Below are 22,584 nucleotides of genomic sequence, written 5' to 3'. Positions count from 1 at the left end.
TCGCTACAAATTGTATTATAACACATTTCCAGCGATTCAGTCAAATAAAATTTAAATTTTAACAATACCAATGCCCTATGTCAATATTTTAAAACTCTAATTCTGGGAATTTTTTCAAGTTATTGTACAAATGCGCAAATTCTTTTATAGATAATGTTTCACCGCGGCGTCTCGGGTCGATTTCACTGCTTTCCAACCAGTCTTTAACGCGACCTTTTTGTTGTTTGCCGTCAGTAAATAAACTTTGGTAATTATTCGCGATTGTCTTGCGTCTTTGGCTGAATGCAGCTTTAGTCATTTTAAAGAAACGATCTTCATCATCGACAGATACCACCGGTGCTTCTCGCTTCATCAATTTCACGACAATAGAATCTACATTCGGCGGAGGCATAAAGACTGTCTTAGGTACAGTTAATACTTTTGAAGTCTCTGTATAATACTGGGCTACAATCGATAATGAGCCGTAAGCCTTCGTACCTACTTGTGCATTTAAACGTTCACCGACTTCTTTTTGCATCATGACCACATAACCGTCAATCGGCAGTGTCTGCGACATTAAGTTCAACAATATCGGTGTTGTGATATAATACGGCAAGTTCGCAACAACCATAATTTTATCGCAATCTGATAAGTGCGCTTGTACCGCTTCTACTACATTCGCTTTTAAAATATCTTCATTAATCACCGTCACGTTGTCATAAGGAGATAAAGTATCCTCTAAGACAGGAATCAAACGCTGATCAATCTCAAATGCGACAACTTTTTTCGCATGTTTTGCGAGGTGTTCGGTTAATGAACCCATCCCTGGTCCTACTTCAATAACACCAGTATTTTCATCAATGGCACTGGCCTCAATAATTTTATGAATAATATTCACATCAATTAAGAAGTTTTGTCCCAAGCTCTTCTTGAAATCAAATTGATATTTATCCAGCAATGCACGCGTACGCGTCGGTGTTGCGATATCTTTATGCATCATTTATGCTCACTTCCTTTATCTTCGTTTAATGCTTCACGCACATCTTGTTCGGTATAGCCGAAAGCATTCAGTTTTTTTAACAGCTGCTTGCCATTTGAATGTCCAATATGTAATTTACGGCCGAGTACTGCACGCTTATGTCTTGCATCTGTACCGACAATCAAACCTAAATCAATTAAGACATCTTTGCTGATGGATTCCATGCCCTCTTCAAATGGAGATGACACATGCATCAGCGCTTCTTTAATCGCATCCACAGACGCATGTTCTACACCGATTTTACCGCGTCTGCTTTTTGCTTTTTCACGGTCAATATAAGCATGTTTCACACCCGGTACATGTTCGCGGATAGTATTACGTATCTTATCACCCGGGAAATCAGGATCAGTTAATACAATAACGCCTCTTGTTTCTTGCGCATTGCGAATGACATCTAAAGTTTCCCAACTGATTGCACTGCCATTGGTTTCAATTGTATCGCACTCTACAGCACGCTTCACACGTTCTGTGTCATCACGGCCTTCAACCACGATAAACTCATTTATCTTCATATTATTCGTCACCTCTCACGTGTTAACTTCAATACTATACCATATCTTCAAGCTTGAAAAATAAAACATTGTCACATTGAATCACATTTAGCTATAAAACAAAAGATGACTTCCTAAAAGCACTATTTAGGATAGTCAATGCACTCACCTAGAATTTAGTAAACTGTTTTATCAAAACACCTTTTATAAAGCGATAACACCTTCAATAATCATTCAACCTATACAGCTTGTACTGCACAAGCAAAAACACGTCATTGCATGTTTTCCCTTACATCAAGGCATTATAAAAGCACCCTTCTCGCGAACGGTGCTTTTAAGTGTTATTGATTTAAGTTAAATAACTTTTCCGCATTTTCTGTTGTCTGTTTAGCAACTTCTTCATAGCTGATACCGCGCAATTCCGCAATTTTTTCAGCAACTAACGTCACGCGCATCGGTTCATTACGTTTTCCGCGATAAGGATGCGGTGATAAATAAGGTGCATCAGTTTCAACAAGTAAACGATCAAGCGGTACATGTTTTGCGACTTCTTTAGGTTGTTTGGCATTTTTAAACGTCACAGGTCCGCCTAATGAAATATGGAAACCTAGTTTATTGATGACAACATCCGCAATTTCAGGCGAACCGCTGAAGCTGTGCATGATGCCGCCTACTTCTTCTGCATGTTCTTCCATTAAGATATCAATACAATCTTGTGTAGCTTCGCGGTTGTGAATCACGATCGGCAAGTTGACACGTTTTGCTAAGGCAATTTGTTTTCTAAACACTTCTTTTTGTACATCTTTCGGTGATTTATCCCAATGGTAATCTAAGCCCATTTCACCGATACCGATAACTTTAGGATGCTCAGATAACTTTTCAATCCATTGTTCGCGTTCTTCTGTATAGTCAATCGCATCTACAGGATGCCAACCGATAATCGCATATAAGAAATCATATTGGTCGATGAGTTCCATCGCACGTTCGATTGTCGGCGTATCAAAACCTACGACAAACATACGGTCTACCCCTGCTTCACGTGCACGATCAATTACTTCTTGCAAGTCTTCATCATATTGTTCCGCATTTAAATGTACATGTGTATCAATTAACAATGTTAAGTGCTCCTTTCACTACTGTATATAGCTGATGTATTGTCATTATACCCGTATTTACGAGAGGCATGACAATGAAAAGAAGCGGCTGAAGCATTTCAATCTGCCGGCCGCTTTCTCTTTGTTTTCTTAAACTGTTTCAATCTTATTATTTAATCACTGCACCGTTAGGAATTGCATTAGGCAGACTTACAAGTGTAAGTACGCCGTCTTTTTCCGCTGATAAAATCATACCTTCTGATTTACGGCCCATTAATTTCGCTGGTTTCAAGTTTGTGACCACTGCGACTTTTTTACCGATAATATCATCCGGCTCATAGAATTTCGCAATGCCTGATACGATTTGGCGTTGTTCATCGCCTAAGTCTACTTGAATTTTCAACAGTTTATCTGATTTCTTCACGTTTTCCGCATCCATCACTGTTGCGGCTTTGATTTCTACTTTATCAAAGTCTTTAATTGTGATTTGAGGTTTAGAAGGCGCTGCTTCTTTTTCCTCTTCTTTTGCTGCTTCCTCACTTTCAGCTTTCGGCGCTGAACCTTGCATAGATGCTTTAATGAAGCTGACTTCTGCTTCTGTATCTAAACGCGGGAAGATCGGATGCGGCTTCTCTGTTACCGTAATCGGTTTTGTCAATGCGCCGTATGCTTTTAGACTGTCGAGTTCGAACAACTCAGGACTGTTGATGTGCAGTTGCGCAAAGATTTCACGCGGTGCGTTTGTAAGGAATGGGCGGAGTAATACAGCTGCGAAGCGGATATTCTCTACTAAGTGTGCCATTACATTACCTAACATTTCTCTTTGGCTGTCGTCTTTAGCAAGTACCCATGGTGTTGTTTCATCAATATATTTATTTGTACGGCTGATGAATTTCCATACTGTCGCAAGCGCAACTGAGAACTGAAGATTTTCCATATTCTCATGATATTCTTTGACAGTATCTAATGCGAATTGTTCCATTTCAGCATCCAATTCATGTTTAGGTCCTTGGTATGCCGGTAATTCACCATCAAAGTATTTGTTGATCATCGCAATTGTACGGTTCACAAGGTTGCCTAAATCGTTGGCTAAATCAAAGTTCGTACGATCTACGAACGCTTCAGGTGTGAAGACGCCGTCTGAACCGAATGGCAACTCTCTCATTAAGTAGTAACGTGTCGCATCTAAGCCGTAACGATCGATTAATACGTTAGGGTCTACTACGTTGCCTTTAGATTTACTCATTTTGCCGTCTTTCATTAAAATCCAACCATGTGCGAAGACGCGTTTTGGAAGCGGCAAGTCTAATGCCATTAATAAAATCGGCCATACAATTGAGTGGAAACGTACAATTTCTTTCGCCATTAAATGCAAATCAGCCGGCCAATATTTTTGGAACAGACTGTCATCATCTGATAAATAGCCAAGTGCTGAAATATAGTTCACCAACGCATCAATCCAAACGTAAACAACGTGTTTAGGATTAGACGGCACTTGTACACCCCAATCAAATGTTGTACGTGATACTGCCAAGTCTGTTAATCCTGGTTTGATAAAGTTGTTAATCATTTCGTTCTTACGAGAAGGAGGTTGAATGAACTCAGGGTTCGCATCATAAAACTCTAATAAGCGATCCGCATATTTTGAAATATTGAAGAAGTAGCTTTCTTCTTTCACTAATTCTACTTCATGTCCAGAATCAGGGCTTTTACCGCCGATAATGTGACCATCTTTGTCATATTCTGGATCTTCAAGTTGAGATTCTGTGTAGTACGTTTCATCCGGTACAGAGTACCAGCCTTCATATTCGCCAAGGTAAATATCGCCTTGAGCAAGCAAACGTTCAAAGACTTTCTCTACAACTTCCTCATGACGTCTTTCCGTCGTTCTGATGAAGTCATCGTTAGAAATCTCTAATTTTTCCCATAAAGCTTTAATACCTGCAATCATGTCGTCCAGGTATTCTAATTCTGTAAGGCCTGCTTTATGTGCCTTTTCTTGAATTTTTTGACCATGTTCATCTGTACCTGTTAAATAACGTACATCATAGCCTTGCATGCGTTTGTAGCGCGCAATAACGTCGCCTGCTACAGTTGAATAGGCATGCCCAATGTGTAGTTTACCGCTTGGGTAATAAATAGGTGTTGTTATATAAAATGTATCTTTCGCCATTCCATGCTCCTCCTTGTATCTTACATATTTAATATATCTAAATTCAGTGTTGATTTCAATGCAGAGTCCTGTCACGACAGTATCACACGTACAATAAGCAACGCTTTCGCAAGACGTTTTCACTACATAATTGTCATGTACCCTTCACATGAGTTCGACTGATTTTTATTCCATATGTATATATTGTAACAATTCTAAGTTGCGGTGCATATAGTGAGGGTGTTGAATCTTTCGTATTTGTGTTTAGATTTCACTGCGATTGAAAGAAAAAAGCAACAAGGCGCTGCTGATAATAAGATATAAGATACAAACCAACCAAGGTACTGCATGAAATGTCTGACCTTGTATCATTAATTGATTCAAACTTGTTAGTGGCGGTAATATCCAGAGGAATAGTTTCATAAAAGAAAACTGTTCTATGAATATAGGCTTTAAAAAAGTGAGTAAGCCAAACAAGATCAGCAATAGCCAAATATACTTACGTTGTTGAAGATATGAAAGCAGGACATAACTCCCAATCACAACACCAAAAAGCGCTGAAAGCATGTGTGTAATAACAGCCGTTACGGTTTCAGCCACTGTAGGCATCTGACTAAAAACACGAATCACAATCGGATAAACAATCGCAAACAAGACCAGAGGCAGCGCGATAACAAAAGACGTCCGCAATGTCCCTAATACATACTTATAACGCTTGCTTTGCATATGAATTAATAAAATATAACGTTCATTGGACGAATCTTGTTTGGCCACTATAGCAACTATCCATAGTGCGATAGGAAACAATAACATGTGACTCAAAGTGTAACTCGAAGTTACTTGAACACCTTTGTAACTATAAAGCATGACGATGCTTACTATATATAAACAATATGCAGGAAGTATTTGTGGCCTTCTTATTAATTTATGTAACTGATAGGACATCAAACGCATCAATATCCTTCCCTCCTAACTTCAATAATGTCACACTGCTGCTTTATTAAATAAGCCAGTGTCTGATTAACGCTATCTGGACTCACTTTAATCATATAGCCTTCTGCAATGGTCTCTATATGTAGGTGCTGCGCTAATTCTTGAGGATAATCTGTACTAAAATATATCATTGTAGATGGTGATTTATTGACTCGACCCCTTTTCTCACTTCGACTATCTAATTTAATATGATGTACTGAAGTTTGCTATTCTGCTTGTGCTTCATGATTCGTAAAAATGATTGTCGTATGTGTCTTTAAATCATTTAACACCTCAATGAGATATGCTTTTGCACGCCCATCCAGTCCAGTAAAAGGTTCGTCTAAAATCATTAAATCCGCTTCAAGCATCAAACATTGAATTAAATTAACTTTCTGTCTTGTCCCCTTAGAACAATGAGCAATGGGTGTTTTCAAATAAGGTGATAAACCAAAAACCTCTATGTATGTATTTAAACGTGTGCTGTCATGGTGTCGTCCACGCTTTGTCATTAAAGTGTTTAAAAATGCTTCAACAGATAATGGAATGTTATCTGGTAAATCATCAGGCGCATAACTGATGGTCTTCAGAGACTTAGCAAATGTGATTTGGCCAGAGGTCGGATGAGAAAAACCTGCAATGATTTTTAAAAGGACGCTTTTGCCTGCACCATTGGATCCAGAGATTTCAGTTAGGGTGTGAAGTGATATAGTTTCGGTGATATTGTCAAAAATAGTCTATTTACCAATTTTTTTACTAACAGTATCTAATTGAACTGCAACATGATTCATAAAGACACCTCTTTATATGGAGAAATCAAACAAGATCAGTATAATCTTATATTACTTTTTCAATAAAGCAAGCTACCTTATGCATTCCCCACTGCGCTAATGATATTAAACATTTCACTTCACTGTTTGTTAATTAAAAAATGCATCCGCATCGTCCAATTCATAATCTGATAGTACTTGGGTGTAATGTATATAAAGCATGAGGACAATAAAATATATTATCGGCATAATTATACCAACTGTTGAAATTATAAATTTAGATTCATTGACATTCGGTATCAATATATATTCTATAATTTTTTGAACCACTACCAACAAACTAAATAGCCACAAAATTATGATAGCGATGATTTTCCCTGATATTTTCTCTTCTTTTTTCTTACCTTTTAACCAAAATGGTGTATTACTCAATAAATAAACACCATAAATAAATGCAATCAGGCACACAAACATTGTAATCATTCCTACTGTCCAATATGCAGTAAGATAGATAGCATAATTAGCTGCCAAAAAAAGTATATGTTGTAGGAAGATATAATCATACAATATAAAATTGCAATATCTAAAATCATAAGTTTAAATGCTTTTTTTTCATATCTTCATGATTCTTAGGTTTTGGCAAAAATAATACCAAAAAGCACAACACAGAAATGATAATTGTTAATATATTAGTGATCAATAAATACAAAGGTGTATTTCCTATTGTTAAATCATAAAAGTATTGAACAAAACCTAAAAAAGAAAGCATAATCGAAAATACTGCTAAAATTTGCGGAAGTGGATTTCTTAATTTTTTATATGCATCATTCAAATTGATAACCTCCCATTTTCTCTTTAATTCCAATTGATATAAAAAGCTATGAACCATCAATTCAAAACCGAAAATGATGTAGACATTTTTATTTTGTTAATATTTATGCACTAGATAATTTCAGCTTTTTTCAACTATTAATTGTTCTATAGTTACTTGCTATCATTTATATTATATTTGTTTCTATAATCTATTTCCGCCTTGATATATTCATTGAAAATAACAAGGCAAAATGCATTTATAGAAAGTATGGTGAAATTAGTAACGTTAATCATAAAACTATTATCCCAAACATTCGGAACCAAAATGAACTCTACTATTTTTTGAACATAAACTACCCATGATAAAAGTTGCACACCGATTATCCATATAAATTTTCTATTGTTTCTGTCTTTTCTCGTTTTTCCTTTATATTTATCAGGATGTCTCAAAAAAAGTAAAATACTTCCTACATTAGCAAAATAGCTTAATAACATGGCAGATATCCCAATAATCCAGATTCTAAACAAATCATATCCTTGATGCGACGCAATTATATAAAATAAATTGTATAACACAAATGTGAAATTATAAAAAGTTAGCACACATACACCAGTACTAATTCCTAAATTCTTTTTGAAACTTCTATAATCTTTAGGATGTTTTTTTATAAATAAAGGTAATAAACTGATTACTATAATTACAATTTCTATTAGTGTTACAATTTTGATATAATTGGGTAATTCTACCATTTTGGGTTTACCATCAAAATACGGTATAAAACTAAATAATAAAAACCCCAAAGTGAACAAAGCTACAATTTGAGAAGCTGGTGTTCTTAATTTTCTATATAAATCTTTCATCGATCCCTTCCTCCATTTATAAAATATGCTGATTTTCCTAACAAATATATTACTACCATTTTCAACCATATTTATATTTCATTATTTTAGTCACTTTAAAAAAGCACTTCTACTGTTTCAAATAAATGTCGCTCATTTACTTTCTAACATCTCAATTCAAAACTATTTCTTTATCTAATGCCATTATTCTCTAATTCAACGTTAGACCTTTGTTCCACCATTTATGATATTTAATGATTGATAGTATTGATCCCGTTGTATAAGCCAGTATCCCTAAAACAAAAAATACATATTGTAGCGTAATTATATTTGTTCCATAGATTATTGGCCCAAATTCCGCACCGATATGCAATGTTATAAAGGTTGTTAATACCATGAACATTGTAAATACATAAAACATACTCACAGTTATATAAAAGAAGACATTGTTCACTTGACTAAATATATTTGTTTTAGAGGGAAAAGTGAATAATGGCCAAACCAGCCCTACTATTAAAGCACCTAGGTAACCCACACTCAGTATAAAACCATCTATACTTAATATATCCATTACAAGTCCAATAACTAATAATATCCCTGCTACTAACCACCCTACAAAACCTACAATGTTAAATGTTAAGACTCCAGCAATGATATGTAAGATGCCGCTAACTTCGTTATCTTTACCTATCTTGCGAAACGCCATAAATCCTAGTGATTCTGAAACAAATAATAAAACCAATCCAATTATGGATGCACGTAAAATAGAATACTCGCAGCATCAAAAAATGTTAGACTTCTTTACTTTTCATTTTAAGAATAAAACAACAGAGCATAGTTAATAACTGTTACTCTGTTATATGAATTGTTATCTCATTAAGTTTTTCATAATAACATATACTAAACTAACAACTGTCACAATAATTGCTATGTATAGAAGTTTAGCGCCTTTTTCTTGATTGTGTTTTTTGTAGTTCACTGCACAAATGATACTACCGATTCCAAAAATCGGAGTAATTAATGAAAGTACAATTAAAATCCATGTCCATACTTTTAGCGTTTTACCTGGTTCTCTAGTTTTTTCCGCCATGTTTTATTCTCCTATCTCTATTTTTTTAATCCTGACTATGGGAACAGGACACACATGCATGTTTGAATGAAACACAAATGTGTGTCCGTTCCCATTAAATTTTTATTTCATCTTTTTGAACTTGCCATTTTTATCGCGTATTAAATCAAAGTTATATTTTTTACCTTTTAATTTATATTTCACAACGGCTTCCTTTACCTCTTTATTATCTGTGTATCGTTGAGTAGCTATATCCGTTACAAGATCAGAAGGTAATTCAACTGGATCATTAAACTTAAGTGGTAGTGTTAGTTTTTTTGTATCCTTGTCATAATAAACTACATTTTTACGATCTAATTTAAATATTTTAATTACGTCCATTTTTTGTTCACTTTTATGCATATCATTTTTCACTGACCTTGGTAGAGGATCCCCTTTTGAACATCCAACCGTAATCAATACAATGACAGTTAACAGTACGATACTTAATTTTTTCATAGTCATCTCCTATATCAGTTATATTTATTAGACAATGATGGCAAATATAATCAGCCAAATTAAAGTACCTAAAGGTCTTAAAGTAATAAATGCAAACTTGCCTCTTTTTACAGCGAGCACAATATCAATGATTAAATAAACAATAATCATCAAAAATAGGATAAGGCCTAATGTAATTAAACCGCCCTCTAAATCCTGCTTTAATACAGGAGTTAGCTTTAACTTAATCGCAATCATACAAACTACCGATATCACACCTGAAATAATGCCTTTATACTTCGCAGAAACCAAATCGATTTTAATACTTTCAGCTTCTTCATATTTAGTCTTTGTTAAAATATGATCATGTACAGGTCCCATACTCTCTAGTTTGACTTTATAAGGTCGATTCCAGAATGATTTAATTGCTATCCACCCATAGACCACAAAAGCCACGATTAATACAAATATGTAATTCTGCAAAGAACTGAAACTTGGATTCACAAAAATAAATGTTATTAAAAAGATCAATGCTGCAATACCATAAGCAATCCATTGCAGTAATTTAATACCTTCCGCATACATCACAGCAGTAATATACACTACATAATATAAACCTGCCATTAGCAGTAATAATAATATAGTCATGTTTCTCTCTATTCCTCCATTACTTTAACTTTGATGTCTACCCAACTCATATCAACAATTTCTTTATTATTTATCAAGTGAAATCACCTCCAACATTCTTACTAAAAACTTTTGTTCCTAGTCCAACCATATTTTTATTCACATTACTAATGTTACTAGTTACTTTTTTAGTGGCTTTCCATCCATCAACTTGCCTTATTGAGCTTACTGCTTTATCTTTAGCTAAGTCTGTTAAATATTTCCCATTAAATACTTTCACGTCTGTCATGATACTCATCCCCCCCAACTATAGCTCCTAAATCCACAGATAATCCAACTAACTTTTTCTTAGTTAATTCTTCAGAGGAAAATTTAATGCTATTACTAAAACATCACCGATTCAATTTATGTAATAAAATTAAGACCATACGCATGAACATCTTCCTAAGTTCCTACATGTTTAGTTGACTTATATTAACTAAAAGATAATAAGATTTAATCCCATTTTATTGAATGAAGTTAATTTTCGGACAAATGAAGCAAGGTCTCCTAGCTGATTCTTTGCTGTATGGTCTTGAAAAATGGTTATTGTAAACCGAAATTTTGTGATAATTGTTGGTCTGTTTCTTCAACAGTATCTGCTATACTGTTTAATTGTTGTTTGATTCCTTCTAATAATTGAGCGAATTGCTCTACTTTAGAGCTAAGTTGGTTAAACTGTTCTTCAAAGCGATTAAATGCTTGTCCTTCCCAGTTCGCTAAAATTTCACCTTGAGCGCGTGTTAAATCAGATAATATTTGTCTAATTTGTTCTGATCCATTACCGTAGGATTGGGAATTCGCTCTAATCTCTTCGAGTGACATTTTAATTAAAGCCCTTGCACAAAAAATCCTCTTTTGCTATCTTAAGTTTTAGAAAACACTATTAATTTCTTTAATAGTTAATAGCGTTTTCTAAATAAGCATATATAACTTTTGTAATTTTGTATAGACCCTTTACAAATTATTTACGATTATCTTTTTAATCATTTTGATTATAACAATTAAAAAAGTAAAGGAAACAATTGAAATGAACAAACATCAATCAAAATTACCATTTTTATCACTTGTCCTAATTAACTCTTTATTTTTAAATACTATTGCTTCTGCTGAAACTTTAGATGAAGCAAAAAAGCACACCCAAATACTGACTTCAAAGTAAATTCATCGGATGAATTATTTACATATGCATACGGAAACAATAATGAATCGGTGTAAACTCCAAAGAATAACACTCAGTCATCCAAAGCAAATCCACGCCGAAATTCTTCTCCCAGCACACAGCCTAATCAATCACTTCAAGTAAACACACCACAAGAAAAACATGGGCGATCACAGCAATCACACAGCTCATTACCAATTCAACCACAGGCGATACAGCCGGAATCTAACAACGTAACTTTACAGCCACCTCCACCACGAGAAACTGCGCCAAGTGTACCTGTACAAGAAAAAACTATACCTTCTACTTAAAATATAAGCACTAATGCTTATGGTAAAGATGAACGCGGATTTATTAATTCCATAAATGTAGACTTGCAATATGATGAACTATCACTGCAAGAGTTTAATAAAAAAGCGAGAACACCTGAAGGTAAACCCCTAGCAATGGATAATGGAAAAATAACCTCAAACCCAAATTTCACTAATAAAAATAATCTATATACTCCAGGCCAATGTACATATTATGTGTTTGACAAACGTGCCGCTGACGGTAATACCATCAGTACATTTTGGGGGATGCGAACAACTGGGCAAGCCAAGCTAAAGCTGCGGGATTTAGAGTAGATAACCAACCTGAAAAAGGTGCAGTTTTTCAAACACCTATTGGAGTATGGGGACATGTAGCCTACGTTGAACGCGTTAATATTGATGATAGTGTATTTATCTCAGAAATGAACTTCATAGCTCCTTATATAACGTCAACACGTACTATTTCAGCTGCAGAAGCAAAAAAATTATTATTACATCCATTAATTATCGCAATGTTCCTAAATATCAATACTTAATCATATCTTTACGATAATTTTTAATTAATTAAAACAATATTAGTATAATTATTTCTAATGACTTAAAAATGATCATTCTTATCAACCAATGAGGTGACCTATGAAAAAGCTGCTATACACAATTATAATTTCAACAACTCTATTAGGGGGATGCAACACATTGAAAGATATAACAACTAAAAATAACGTTCCGCGTACAATGCCTGTCAATGAATATAAAGGACAAGGTTTTCAGCCTAAGGCTGAAAAAGATGCGATTGAATTAGCCGAAAAACACAAAAAAGAATTTGCGGACTTGGGTGAGCGTTTCTTTAAAGATAATTTTGGTTTGAACGTCAAACCCACGAATGTCGTTGGGAACGAAGATGGCATTGAAGTTTTTGTTCATTGCGACGATCATGATATAGTTTTTAATTCTAGTATTCTACTCACCAAAAATTCTTTAGGTCATAAAGGAAACATGCGCGCAAGCGAAGAAAGCGATGAACTTGCTACTCAAATTGGTAAAGTAGTCAGTGGGTTTGACTACAAAGCAAACAAAAAAGAATATGATGAACTCTACCAATACTTTAAAGATAATCAAAAGAACTATGGTTATTACGGATATACCAAAGAAGCGATTAATAAAACTCAAAACTCTGGTTATCAAAATGAATTCTTTTGGATAAATGGCAGTCCTACAACACTAGAAAACTATGATAAGTATTATAAACCATTAATAAAACAGAAAAACAATGAATTTAAACAGTCCTATTTAAAAAATCGCAAAATCGCAATAAATCAAGAAAAAAGTGAACTTATTACAAGTCTATTTTCCAAAAGCACTCAGTATAATCCAAAAAAAGAGAGTTATAAACTACCTATAATCGCAAAAGATATTAATCAACTTTCTATTGGTCCCTCTGAAAAAGAAGTTTCAATTTTTCTCTTTTATACAGAAAACAAATTAGAAACATTTAATGCTAGACCATATCAAAACCATAAGGCAGTTTATGAGGTGTACCCAAATGAAAAGCACGATTACTGAAAGAGATAAGATTGAATTAAGTAGTTATTGGGCATACCAAGATTATATAATGCCAAAAGATTTTAATTTTAATGGCAAAAAGTTTAAAGCGCACCGCAATCACTAAGATTACGGCGCGCTTTATTTTATGCTTCTAATTCCTCTACACGCATCATATTATTGATAAGTCCAGCATAGAAACCTTGAAGTTCTTGTCCTGTATGTTTAAAGTCTAACGTATCTAAACCGACAAAATCTAAGTGGTCCCAGCCTTTCATAACTGGTGTTACTTGCCAAATGCCTTTTTTAAGACCATCTGTAAAATCAGTAAAAGCTTGTCCTGTCGGATAGAGTGATGAAACAACTGAAACAATACCGTCATTCGGGCGCAATGATTGATCTGGTTCGCTTCCGATTACACGACTTGTCGCATCAAATAAGAAGAATTGTCCTATATCCGGCACATAATTGCCTGTTAAGCCTTCATGACTGGCTAATCCTGTATATGTTGTATAAACAATATTAGGATTCATAGGTGTCATTTGATTCAGTTTTTCTGAGCCTTCTGAAGTTAAATCATACATTGCATTATCGTCTGTATGCCATAAATTGCTTTTAGCGACACGATTGGCATAATCAATATATGATTCATTTTCTCCTTGTTTAAAGCCCCACTTTTCAAAACCGAAATCTACATTGCCTAGTTTTCCGCCGCCCATTCTGCCTAACGCATAAACAATATCTTTAAATGCTTTTTGGTTACCGATACGATCTGCGGCAGCTGAACCGTTGTGCGGCGTACCAAGTGTAGTAATTGAGGCAATTATATTATCTTTTCCGCCTTCAAATAACGGAGAACTTGTACCGCCATGCTGGCGTTGGTAATCGATTTCTTCTTGGTTGCCAAAACGTAAGAAATGTTCTAATAAACGGATCGTTTGTCCGCCCATACTATGCCCTACCATGTGTACTTTTTTACCAGGTTCCCAATCATGAAAGACACCAGTATATGTACGTCCATAGCGTGCATGACCATACTTTTCTGCATGTGCTGCACCGTAGTCTACAGTACCGCCTTTAATATAATAATAAAGTTCGACTGCACGATCATAGTTGCTGCTGAAAGCACCGACACTTGCTTCATAAGCATCATAGCCCTTTTCTCTTAAACCGTCGACAATACGATATTTATCGCCGCCCCAATAATTAGGATATAAGTCAGGCTTAACATCTCCGGTAAAGCCCATAAAGCCGTGTACAAAGATAACTGGATATTTATTGATAGACTGTTGTTGTGTCGTTTTCGATAATGTTTCTTGCTTTTGTTCTGCAGGCTGTTGAGTAGAACGCAGCGCAGTTGCTTGAGGACTTTCTTTGTCTATATGCGATGATTCAGGTGTCGGTTCAGATTGCGTTTCGCCCGTTCCAGGTGCAGAAACAGGTTTTACACGTGTCACAGCTGTTTCTTGTTGCTTTGTTGTCTTATCAACCGGCGCAGGACTCACCTTCGGTGATAGCTCATCTGTACTTGGACGTTTAAATGTATTATCCTTTTCTTTAACTTGTGCTGCCGCAATTTGTGCGACATCCTGACTTTCTTGCTGGTCGCGTCGAACCACAGAAAATCCTTCATCCAGCTGTTTCTGATTCTCTGTTGTATTGTTCACACCCTGTTTTGAACTATCTGTTTCAGAAGACTGCTCTTGTGACACGTCACCTTCGCTGATCGATGGCACTTTTGGCAAATGTGGACGTTGAACATATGAAAATTCTGGATCAATCACTGTTTCAGATGAAGCATTAGCGTCATCTTGTTCCGTTTTTGGTGCTGATGATGAATGCACATTGTCTTGAGGTGCATCTTCACGTTGGACATGTGAAAATTCTGCATCCAAAAGCGGGTCATTATGTTCTGATGTTTCAGTTTGTGCCGCCTCAGATTGTTGTGATGATGTTGGGGGTTCAGACTGATTGGTACGTTGAACATGCGAAAAGCCAGAATCCAACACTGGCTCTGATTCTCCTTGAGGCACTGCTTTATCTGTATGCTCAGTTTGAACAGATACTTCTGGTTGGGTTGCCGCAGGCTGCACTTCTTCTGCATGTGCTGATGTACTTAATCCCACGAAGACAAAAGAGGCAATTAAAGCAGAACTTGCACCTGCTGTATATTTTCGAATGGCATATGTGTTATATTTTGAATTATTTTTCTTCATCTAAGATTTCTCCTATTCTGACGGTGTTGCTCACTAAAGAAAAATAATAACGGGTTCCCTAATTAATAGATATTAACTGTACCCTTCTAAAATAACATAGTTTTATGCAGTCCGGCGCAAATTACGCTTAATTTTATATTAATTTTACATATTGCTTATTTTATTCCATGATAGATATCGTAAACTTCACCTGTTTTCATCTGACGGTCTTCAGCTGTTTGTTTAATTGCTTTTTTGGGTTTCATATTCTGACGAATATAGTGCGCTACATGTTCGTGAATATCTAATTCGCTGAACCATTCAGTTTCTTCTTTTTGTTCTGCACCTTCGATAAGAATCACAAATTCACCTTTAGTCAAAATATCGCCATTTGCTAGTGCAGCTATTAATTCAGAAACCGGAGCTGTTTGTATCTCTTCGAACTTTTTAGTAAGTTCTCTCCCTACTGCGACAGGACGATTTTCATCTATTTCCGCAATTGCTTTTAACGTATCTGCAACACGAAACGGACTTTCATAAATAATCACAGTTGAATCTTCAAACATTCTTTGTTCAAGTACTGCTTTCTTTTCTTTCGCTTTTCTAGGCAAGAAACCGATAAAAGTGTACACAAATGAAGGCAAACCGCTTCCCATCAACGCCGTCAACCCGGCATTCGGCCCTGGAATCGGCACTACCTCAATACCTGCTTCGCGTGCACGCACGACTAACTCATATCCCGGATCACTGATTAAAGGCAATCCGGCATCAGATACTAAAGCAATAGATTGCCCCTCTAACAAGGTCTCAATCAACGGTTCTGTTTGTGAAGCTTTATTATGCTCATGATAAGATTTCAACGGTGTTGTAATCTCATAATGATGACACAACTTCTTAGTTACACGTGTATCTTCACAAGCAATGACATCTACTGCTTTTAAAGTGTCTACAGCACGAAATGTAATATCTGCTAAATTTCCGATGGGTGTCCCGACTAAATAAAGTGTTCCCATATTAGATTCTGCCCCTTTCAATGAGCTGAAGTTTTTGCGTTCTTGAATATGTTTTGATTTCATATTCTCGACGCATCGCTTCTGATTTTGTTTCATAACCTTCTTGATACATTAAGACGACCGGCCGTCTTGTTTTGGTATATTTTGCGCCTTTGCCGGCATTATGTTTTTGTATACGTGCTTCAACATTATTGGTATACCCTGTATATAACGTGCCGTCTTTGCATTTCACAATATAAATAAAGTGTTTAGCTTCCATAATAAATTGCGCTCATCTCTTTGGTATAATCTCCATTGGTTTCATACATATAAAACGGAGGCGCAATATCTAAGCCGGGGTTACCGGCTTTACGCCCTTCAACAATAATGGCATGGGCTGCTTTTCCTTGTTTACTATAAACCATGGTTAATCGTTTCGGTTCAATCTGATGCTGACGAAATTCAAACAATACATCCATCAGCCTTTCTGCACGGTGGACCATTACCAATCGTCCGCCTTGTTTCAATAAATGCTTCGCCGCATTAACACAGTCTGCCAATGTACACATAATTTCATGACGTGCAATTTTATGTGCTTCTTTTTGGTGCTGATGCGTTTGAATGGTTTTAAAATACGGTGGATTGCATGTCACCACATTATAACTTGAAGGTTTAAAAGTTTGCTGTACCTCTCTTAAATCCATCTCATACATGCGGATGCGTGTTTCTAAACCGTTATGTTGAATACTGCGCTTTGCCATATCCGCAAGTTGCGATTGAATTTCTATTGCATCAATTTCATGTGTGCCTTTATCCGACAGCAACAACGGTATCACACCATTACCTGAACACAAGTCCATCACTTTATCGCGTTTTCTTAAATGCGTAAAATGCCCCAGTAATAACGCATCAGTAGAAAAGGAAAAGACTTCATCGTTTTGAATAATTTCTAACTGCTCTTTTAACAAACAATCCAAGCGTTCATTTTCTTTCAACATCATGATTCTCCAATTTTTAATATGTATAGGCGAGCGTTGTATGAACGCTCGCACTTCAATTGAACTCATTCAATTTTACTTTCTATATGTGTCTTCAAAGAAGTATGTCTGTTTACGACTGCTCTTCTAAAGTTTGTAAACAAAATAAGCAATCTTCGCCATTACGATGTTTACCGAACAAATCGCCTTTACAGATATGGAAACCTTCTTGATATAAAATCGCTAAGTTTTCTTTACTGCTTAAACGCGGTTTCTTTTTCTCTTTTGACTTTTGTTCAAGCTTAGTATCATCTGTATCAGGTTCTGATGTTCCTTCTTGAGAACGTCCGATTAAACGCTTCAAATGATTATTTTCCACTTCTAAAGCCACGTTCTCTTCAATCAGTTCCACCGCAATCGTCTTCAACTCTGCCGTATCTTGATACAATTGCTGTACATTGGTTTCAAGACGCAATAGTCTCTCCATTAAATCTTTGCGTTCCAACAGCCTACGGCCTCCTTAATAGATTGCTTCTAAATCTTCTACTGAATATTCTAAAGGTTGTTCTAACCCTTCGACTTTAACTTGCATTGAAATATCAAGCATATTCAAACCGACAACTGTCCCTTGCCCTTCTGGTGTCTCGATTTTCGTTCCGACATCCGGCAGCTGCTCTCTTGCAGCTTCATAATGATCGTTTTCATATTTTAAACAGCACATTAATCGGCCGCATGCACCGGAAATTTTTGTAGGGTTCAATGACAGGTTTTGATCCTTTGCCATTTTAATAGAGACAGGTTCAAAGTCACCTAAGAATGTCGAACAGCATAATGAACGGCCGCAAGGTCCGATGCCGCCTAACAATTTAGCCTCATCGCGCACCCCGATTTGCCGCAATTCAATACGTGTTCTTAGTCTTGATGCTAAGATTTTAACTAACTTTCTAAAGTCGATACGATCATCAGCTGTAAAGTTGAAAATGACCTTTGATTTATCCAATGTATATTCACAATTGACTAAACGCATTTCTAACCCTAATTGTTCAATAGATTCCTTACAGAAATCCAATGCTTTTTCTGCGTCTTCCTCATTGCAGGCACACTGTTCTAAATCATTCTCAGTCGCTACACGGATAATCGGTTTTAACGGTAATGTGACATCTTGTTCATCTACTTCTAAAGCAGCATCCTTCACATCACCTACTTCTACACCGCGCTTTGATTCCACAACTACTCTGTCACCGCAGCAAAGTTCTGCTTCTTCTGCAGGTGCATAGTATTCTAATTTTCCGGCTTTTTGGAATTGAACGCCAACGACTTGAAGCATTTAGCCCACCCCCTTGATTACGATTTGTTCAAATACAAGTGTCGGATTCACATTTTGAGTTAATTTCTTATGTGCTTCCGTTATATGATCATACATATGCGTCAATTGACCATATGTTAAACGTTGTGCATATTGCTTAATGTCTGTTTCCAATTCAGAAAAGACGAGATGTCCTGGTGTTTGTGCTTTCTCATGCATAATATCTTGAAAGAAGGCGTTGACTACTGATAGTGTCAATTGCTGCAGCTTCTTATTCTTAGCTGCTTTCATCAAATCTACCAATGCAATCAGAGCCATTGTGCGATTTGTCAGCAGCAACTGGCACCAGTTGATAATATTCTTGCGCAAATTCGCTAAGTCATATTCTTCATTCAATGCGCGTGCCTCTTCAATCTGTGTGGTATATGTACTTAACATTTGTGCAATCGGCTTTGAAATCTCTTGTTCTTTCAAACGCTCGACCAGCTGAGCTTGCGACATCGGTTTGAAGTACACATGCTGACAGCGGGAATGAATCGTACTCAATATTTGTTCAGGCTTTGTAGATAACAATAATGCAATTGTATTTTCAGGCGGTTCTTCTAAGAATTTTAAAATACTGTTTTCACCTTGAACTGTTAATTTTTCAAATCCATTAATGATATATACCTTATGCGAACCTTCCACAGGAAGTTGATTCATCGCGTGAACCAATGTTTCAATCTTTTCCTTCTTCAGATTGGTTTCTTCAGTTGTTACATATCTGAAATCCGGATGGTTGAAGGCATCAACTTTCGCTTGGCATGTCTCATTGTCATTACATAATATCAACTTCGCAAAGGCCATTGCCGTCTGCTGCATTGTTTGTGCATCATCGCCTTCAAACAAATAGGCATGCGAAAGCTTTCCAGATTGATACGCATTGGTCAATCGTGATAATTCATCCATTCGCGTCGTCACCTTTCCATAATGAAAAAGGGCAGGACATCGAGAGTTCATCCTAGATTGTTCAATCAACAACCTCCGATTACACACTCGTCCCGACCCCCACTATTTATAAAGACTGTATTCTGCGTTAATCTTTCTTTAACGTCTTATGCATTAAAATCTGTGGAATGCATCAACAGGCATAACGAAAACTGTTGCGCCGCCGACTTCTACTTCTACTGGATATGGAATGTATGAGTCTGCGCTGCCGCCCATTGGCGTAATTGGCGATACAAGTTGTTCTCTGTTTCCGCATGTTTTGTTGATGACGTTAAGTAAATCATCTACTTTGTCATCGTCAACACCGCAAAGGAAAGTTGTATTTCCTGCGCGAAGGAATCCACCTGTAGTTGCGAGTTTGGTAGCTCGGAAATTATTTTTGACGAGTTGGTCAGACAACTCTTGACTATCTTGGTCTTGAACAATTGCAATTACCATTTTCATAACTAACACCTCTTTGTAATATTATAGCATATTCTGATGGTAGAGCTTGTTTGAAACTTAATAGATTTTTACTAAAAGTGATGTCTGATTACTTGATGTTTTCTATTAAAAACTATATTAATCTTTAGGGCTCGCTGTAAATAAAGTTGAACAAATTATACTATGCAAACACGCTTTCTTGCAACAACTTCCAAGTTGTTTCCTATGACACGATTCTGTTATGCGTCTTTTTCTAAGTATTGTGTGATTGCTTTATATGCCGCATCGACCACCGCATCAATTGATTGATTCGCATCAATGACAGCGTAACGTTTTGAGTCTTGTTCAATTAATTGATGGTACCCTTCAATTACCCTTTGATGAAAGGCGATACTCTCATGATCTAAACGATTCATGTTGCGGGCATTGCTTTGAATACGTTCTCTTCCTGTTTCTGCAGTGATATCTAAATAAATTGTTAAATCTGGGTAGAGACCATTAATCGCAAATTCATTAATCGCACGTACTTCGTCTACACCAATACCTCTTGCATAACCTTGATATGCAAGCGAACTGTCAATGTAACGATCGCAAAGTACAACTTTCCCTGCGTTTAAGGCAGGGATGACTTTCTCAACTAAATGTTCTCTGCGCGATGCCGCAAACAATAAAGCTTCCGTACGGTCATCGACAGCTTCGCCTTCTAATAAAATTTCACGAATCTGTTCTGCAGCCGGCACACCTCCCGGTTCTCTTGTCGTCAATATATCAAACTGTTCGTTTAAACGTTCAGAAACGCGCTGTAAAATTGTGGTCTTGCCAGAACCCTCCGGTCCTTCAAATGTGATAAATGCTGACATATTATTCATCCTTAATCTTTATAGTTCGATTTGTGATACCTTCAACTCTGATGCCTTGTGCTAACCAATTTTCCATAATCTCAATCATTTCACCGCTGACAACCTCACCTTTATAAAAGACTGGAATGCCTGGCGGATAAGGGACAATATGCTGTGCGAGTGTTTTACCGTCGGTTGTCTCAAGTGCGGCACTTTTCATATGTGTAATTGCTGCCGGCTGATAAATCCCTGCAGTTTTCGGCATAGAAGGACATGGTGTATTTTGCCCTTTTATCGCATGCGGCAATTGTATCGCTTGAATACGTTCTAACAATAAATCAAACGGGAAGCGATCCCCTTCATGCCACATCGGCAAGACTAACAATCCTTGCTGCTCATCTGCCAATTCAAGATAAATATTTTGTGCTTCCAGCCATTGCTGCACTTCATAGCCAGAATAACCTGGATATGTCACCGTTAACTTCAGCGGATCATCCATTTCGCAAACCTCAAACCCTTTCGCTGACAATGCATACATGAGACGGCGGCGCTTTTCAAAAAACTGCGTACTACCATACATTTTGTAGAAATGATGGGCACGTTCTAAACCAGCCATCAATAAATACGACGGACTGGAAGATTGAAAATACGTTAAGTACTCAAGCACTTGTTCGCGATAAGGTGCTGATTTATGTATAAAGATGACCGAGCTCATTGTCAGTGCAGGCAGACTTTTATGATACGACTGCACCACATAATCTGCCCCATAAGTTAATGAGGAATGTGGAAATCCAGGCAATCCAAAATGCGCACCATGTGCTTCATCTACTAGTACAGGTGTATGACACGCATGCTGCTGCTGAATAAAGGTTTGTATATCAAACGTTTCGCCGTAATAGTTTGGATACGTCACTATCGCAAGACTATGTTTCTCTTGATTATCCATTGTCAGCGGTGCTTTATATTGTTGTGTAGTTTCACTCAGTGTCATCGGCAAGATATCAGCTGTTTTTTGTGCTAAGTCCAAACCATGAAAAACTGATTTATGTACATTACGTCCCATGATTATCGGTTGTTGTTGCTGTGCAGCAGCTTGAATCACTGACAGTATTCCTGAAGTTGTACCATTCACTAAATAATATGCATCATATTCAGGATGTTTATCTATCGTTGCCATACTTTCTTTTAATACTGCTTCTGGATGATGGAGATCATCAAAATCAGTGATTTCGGTAATGTCCATCGCTAAATCCATTGCATTTAATGAGCCGATTGTCATATTTTTATGTCCAGGGACATGAAACGAAATCGGTTGTTCTTCAAGCCATGTCTCTAGCTTATGATTCAAGGGCAAATTCATTTTTTTCACTGCCTTTAATTATGTAATTACCTCTTATTTTAACATATACATTGGAAAGAATTTGGACAGAAATGAAAGAAATTCTGTTTCCACTTGCCATAAAAACTAATTTATTACAAGATTGCTTC

26 protein-coding genes and 1 pseudogene are annotated in these 22,584 nt (G+C 36.5%); 2 read left to right on the top strand and 25 right to left on the bottom strand.

Annotated features, from left to right (window positions below; translation table 11 throughout):
* Positions 1-88 precede the first annotated feature (88 nt).
* The 15 genes from rsmA to C7N65_RS11505 form a co-directional block, all read right to left on the bottom strand.
* Positions 89-979, bottom strand: coding sequence for a 16S rRNA (adenine(1518)-N(6)/adenine(1519)-N(6))-dimethyltransferase RsmA (rsmA, locus tag C7N65_RS11575; RefSeq protein ID WP_105994603.1), 891 nt, complete (start codon positions 977-979; stop codon positions 89-91).
* Entirely contained in the window at positions 976-1,530 is a 555-nt protein-coding gene (rnmV, locus tag C7N65_RS11570) for a ribonuclease M5 (protein WP_105994602.1), read from the bottom strand. Before rnmV ends, rsmA begins: the two co-directional genes overlap by 4 nt.
* A 320-nt stretch (positions 1,531-1,850) precedes the next feature.
* Positions 1,851-2,624 (bottom strand): TatD family hydrolase, encoded by a 774-nt coding sequence (locus C7N65_RS11565; protein WP_105994601.1) that lies wholly within the window; start codon positions 2,622-2,624, stop codon positions 1,851-1,853.
* A 148-nt stretch (positions 2,625-2,772) separates the two neighbouring features.
* On the bottom strand, positions 2,773-4,776 hold the full coding sequence (gene metG, locus C7N65_RS11560) for a methionine--tRNA ligase (protein ID WP_105994600.1): 2,004 nt from the start codon (positions 4,774-4,776) through the stop codon (positions 2,773-2,775).
* Between the two features lie 243 nt (positions 4,777-5,019).
* Positions 5,020-5,712 carry a hypothetical protein gene (locus tag C7N65_RS11555; protein ID WP_158698136.1) on the bottom strand — a complete coding sequence of 231 codons (693 nt, stop codon included), beginning with the start codon at positions 5,710-5,712 and terminating at the stop codon, positions 5,020-5,022.
* Between the two features lie 242 nt (positions 5,713-5,954).
* Positions 5,955-6,449, bottom strand: a complete 495-nt coding sequence (locus tag C7N65_RS12835; protein WP_267894457.1) for an ATP-binding cassette domain-containing protein — start codon at positions 6,447-6,449, stop codon at positions 5,955-5,957.
* Positions 6,450-6,647: 198 nt separating this feature from the next.
* The gene (locus C7N65_RS11545) at positions 6,648-7,028 is read right to left on the bottom strand and encodes a DUF5079 family protein (protein ID WP_158698135.1); all 381 of its coding nucleotides are present in this window, start codon (positions 7,026-7,028) and stop codon (positions 6,648-6,650) included.
* A 58-nt stretch (positions 7,029-7,086) separates the two neighbouring features.
* Positions 7,087-7,329 (bottom strand): DUF5079 family protein, encoded by a 243-nt coding sequence (locus C7N65_RS11540; protein ID WP_158698134.1) that lies wholly within the window; start codon positions 7,327-7,329, stop codon positions 7,087-7,089.
* Positions 7,330-7,481: 152 nt separating this feature from the next.
* Entirely contained in the window at positions 7,482-8,171 is a 690-nt protein-coding gene (locus tag C7N65_RS11535) for a DUF5079 family protein (protein ID WP_158698133.1), read from the bottom strand.
* 190 nt (positions 8,172-8,361) lie between these two features.
* On the bottom strand, positions 8,362-8,856 hold the full coding sequence (locus C7N65_RS11530) for a hypothetical protein (protein WP_105994594.1): 495 nt from the start codon (positions 8,854-8,856) through the stop codon (positions 8,362-8,364).
* Positions 8,857-9,018: 162 nt separating this feature from the next.
* Positions 9,019-9,240, bottom strand: a complete 222-nt coding sequence (locus C7N65_RS11525; protein WP_105994593.1) for a hypothetical protein — start codon at positions 9,238-9,240, stop codon at positions 9,019-9,021.
* 102 nt (positions 9,241-9,342) lie between these two features.
* The gene (locus C7N65_RS11520) at positions 9,343-9,717 is read right to left on the bottom strand and encodes a hypothetical protein (RefSeq protein ID WP_105994592.1); all 375 of its coding nucleotides are present in this window, start codon (positions 9,715-9,717) and stop codon (positions 9,343-9,345) included.
* Between the two features lie 27 nt (positions 9,718-9,744).
* Positions 9,745-10,344: a DUF5080 family protein gene (locus C7N65_RS11515; protein WP_105994591.1), complete on the bottom strand. Its 600-nt coding sequence runs from the start codon at positions 10,342-10,344 to the stop codon at positions 9,745-9,747.
* Between the two features lie 73 nt (positions 10,345-10,417).
* Positions 10,418-10,612, bottom strand: a complete 195-nt coding sequence (locus C7N65_RS11510; protein WP_105994590.1) for a hypothetical protein — start codon at positions 10,610-10,612, stop codon at positions 10,418-10,420.
* 296 nt (positions 10,613-10,908) lie between these two features.
* Complete coding sequence (locus C7N65_RS11505) at positions 10,909-11,187, bottom strand: WXG100 family type VII secretion target (RefSeq protein WP_105994589.1); 279 nt, start codon at positions 11,185-11,187, stop codon at positions 10,909-10,911.
* Between the two features lie 660 nt (positions 11,188-11,847).
* Between C7N65_RS11505 and C7N65_RS12870 the strand changes: the two are divergent.
* Together C7N65_RS12870 and C7N65_RS11495 are read left to right on the top strand one after the other, a co-directional pair.
* Positions 11,848-12,339: pseudogene (locus C7N65_RS12870) on the top strand (CHAP domain-containing protein); the annotation flags it as partial.
* Between the two features lie 192 nt (positions 12,340-12,531).
* Positions 12,532-13,398, top strand: a complete 867-nt coding sequence (locus C7N65_RS11495) for a DUF1672 family protein (RefSeq protein WP_234019091.1) — start codon at positions 12,532-12,534, stop codon at positions 13,396-13,398.
* A 125-nt stretch (positions 13,399-13,523) separates the two neighbouring features.
* On the opposite strand, the gene lip is transcribed toward C7N65_RS11495, so the two are convergent.
* The 10 genes from lip to C7N65_RS11445 form a co-directional block, all read right to left on the bottom strand.
* Positions 13,524-15,593, bottom strand: a complete 2,070-nt coding sequence (gene lip, locus C7N65_RS11490) for a YSIRK-targeted triacylglycerol lipase (protein WP_105994587.1) — start codon at positions 15,591-15,593, stop codon at positions 13,524-13,526.
* Positions 15,594-15,748: 155 nt separating this feature from the next.
* Complete coding sequence (gene rsmI / locus C7N65_RS11485) at positions 15,749-16,585, bottom strand: 16S rRNA (cytidine(1402)-2'-O)-methyltransferase (RefSeq protein ID WP_105994586.1); 837 nt, start codon at positions 16,583-16,585, stop codon at positions 15,749-15,751.
* Position 16,586: 1 nt separating this feature from the next.
* Positions 16,587-16,844 (bottom strand): GIY-YIG nuclease family protein, encoded by a 258-nt coding sequence (locus tag C7N65_RS11480; RefSeq protein WP_105994585.1) that lies wholly within the window; start codon positions 16,842-16,844, stop codon positions 16,587-16,589.
* A complete protein-coding gene (locus C7N65_RS11475) occupies positions 16,834-17,562 on the bottom strand; it encodes a tRNA1(Val) (adenine(37)-N6)-methyltransferase (RefSeq protein WP_105994584.1) in 729 nt (242 codons plus the stop codon). The genes C7N65_RS11480 and C7N65_RS11475 overlap by 11 nt, the downstream gene beginning before the upstream one ends.
* Before the next feature lie 112 nt (positions 17,563-17,674).
* Positions 17,675-18,046 (bottom strand): DNA replication initiation control protein YabA, encoded by a 372-nt coding sequence (gene yabA, locus C7N65_RS11470; RefSeq protein ID WP_105994583.1) that lies wholly within the window; start codon positions 18,044-18,046, stop codon positions 17,675-17,677.
* 15 nt (positions 18,047-18,061) lie between these two features.
* Positions 18,062-18,868 carry a stage 0 sporulation family protein gene (locus C7N65_RS11465; RefSeq protein WP_105994582.1) on the bottom strand — a complete coding sequence of 269 codons (807 nt, stop codon included), beginning with the start codon at positions 18,866-18,868 and terminating at the stop codon, positions 18,062-18,064.
* Positions 18,869-19,795, bottom strand: coding sequence for a DNA polymerase III subunit delta' C-terminal domain-containing protein (locus C7N65_RS11460; RefSeq protein ID WP_105994581.1), 927 nt, complete (start codon positions 19,793-19,795; stop codon positions 18,869-18,871).
* A gap of 153 nt (positions 19,796-19,948) precedes the next feature.
* Positions 19,949-20,278 carry a cyclic-di-AMP receptor gene (locus C7N65_RS11455; protein ID WP_002481885.1) on the bottom strand — a complete coding sequence of 110 codons (330 nt, stop codon included), beginning with the start codon at positions 20,276-20,278 and terminating at the stop codon, positions 19,949-19,951.
* A 218-nt stretch (positions 20,279-20,496) separates the two neighbouring features.
* A complete protein-coding gene (gene tmk, locus C7N65_RS11450; protein ID WP_105994580.1) occupies positions 20,497-21,117 on the bottom strand; it encodes a dTMP kinase in 621 nt (206 codons plus the stop codon).
* Between the two features lies 1 nt (position 21,118).
* Entirely contained in the window at positions 21,119-22,456 is a 1,338-nt protein-coding gene (locus C7N65_RS11445; protein WP_105994579.1) for a lysine decarboxylase, read from the bottom strand.
* Positions 22,457-22,584: the final 128 nt, after the last annotated feature.

This window comes from Staphylococcus simulans (genome assembly GCF_002994445.1).
Taxonomy (GTDB): domain Bacteria; phylum Bacillota; class Bacilli; order Staphylococcales; family Staphylococcaceae; genus Staphylococcus; species Staphylococcus simulans_B.
This window is presented reverse-complemented; position numbering and strand designations above follow the sequence as displayed.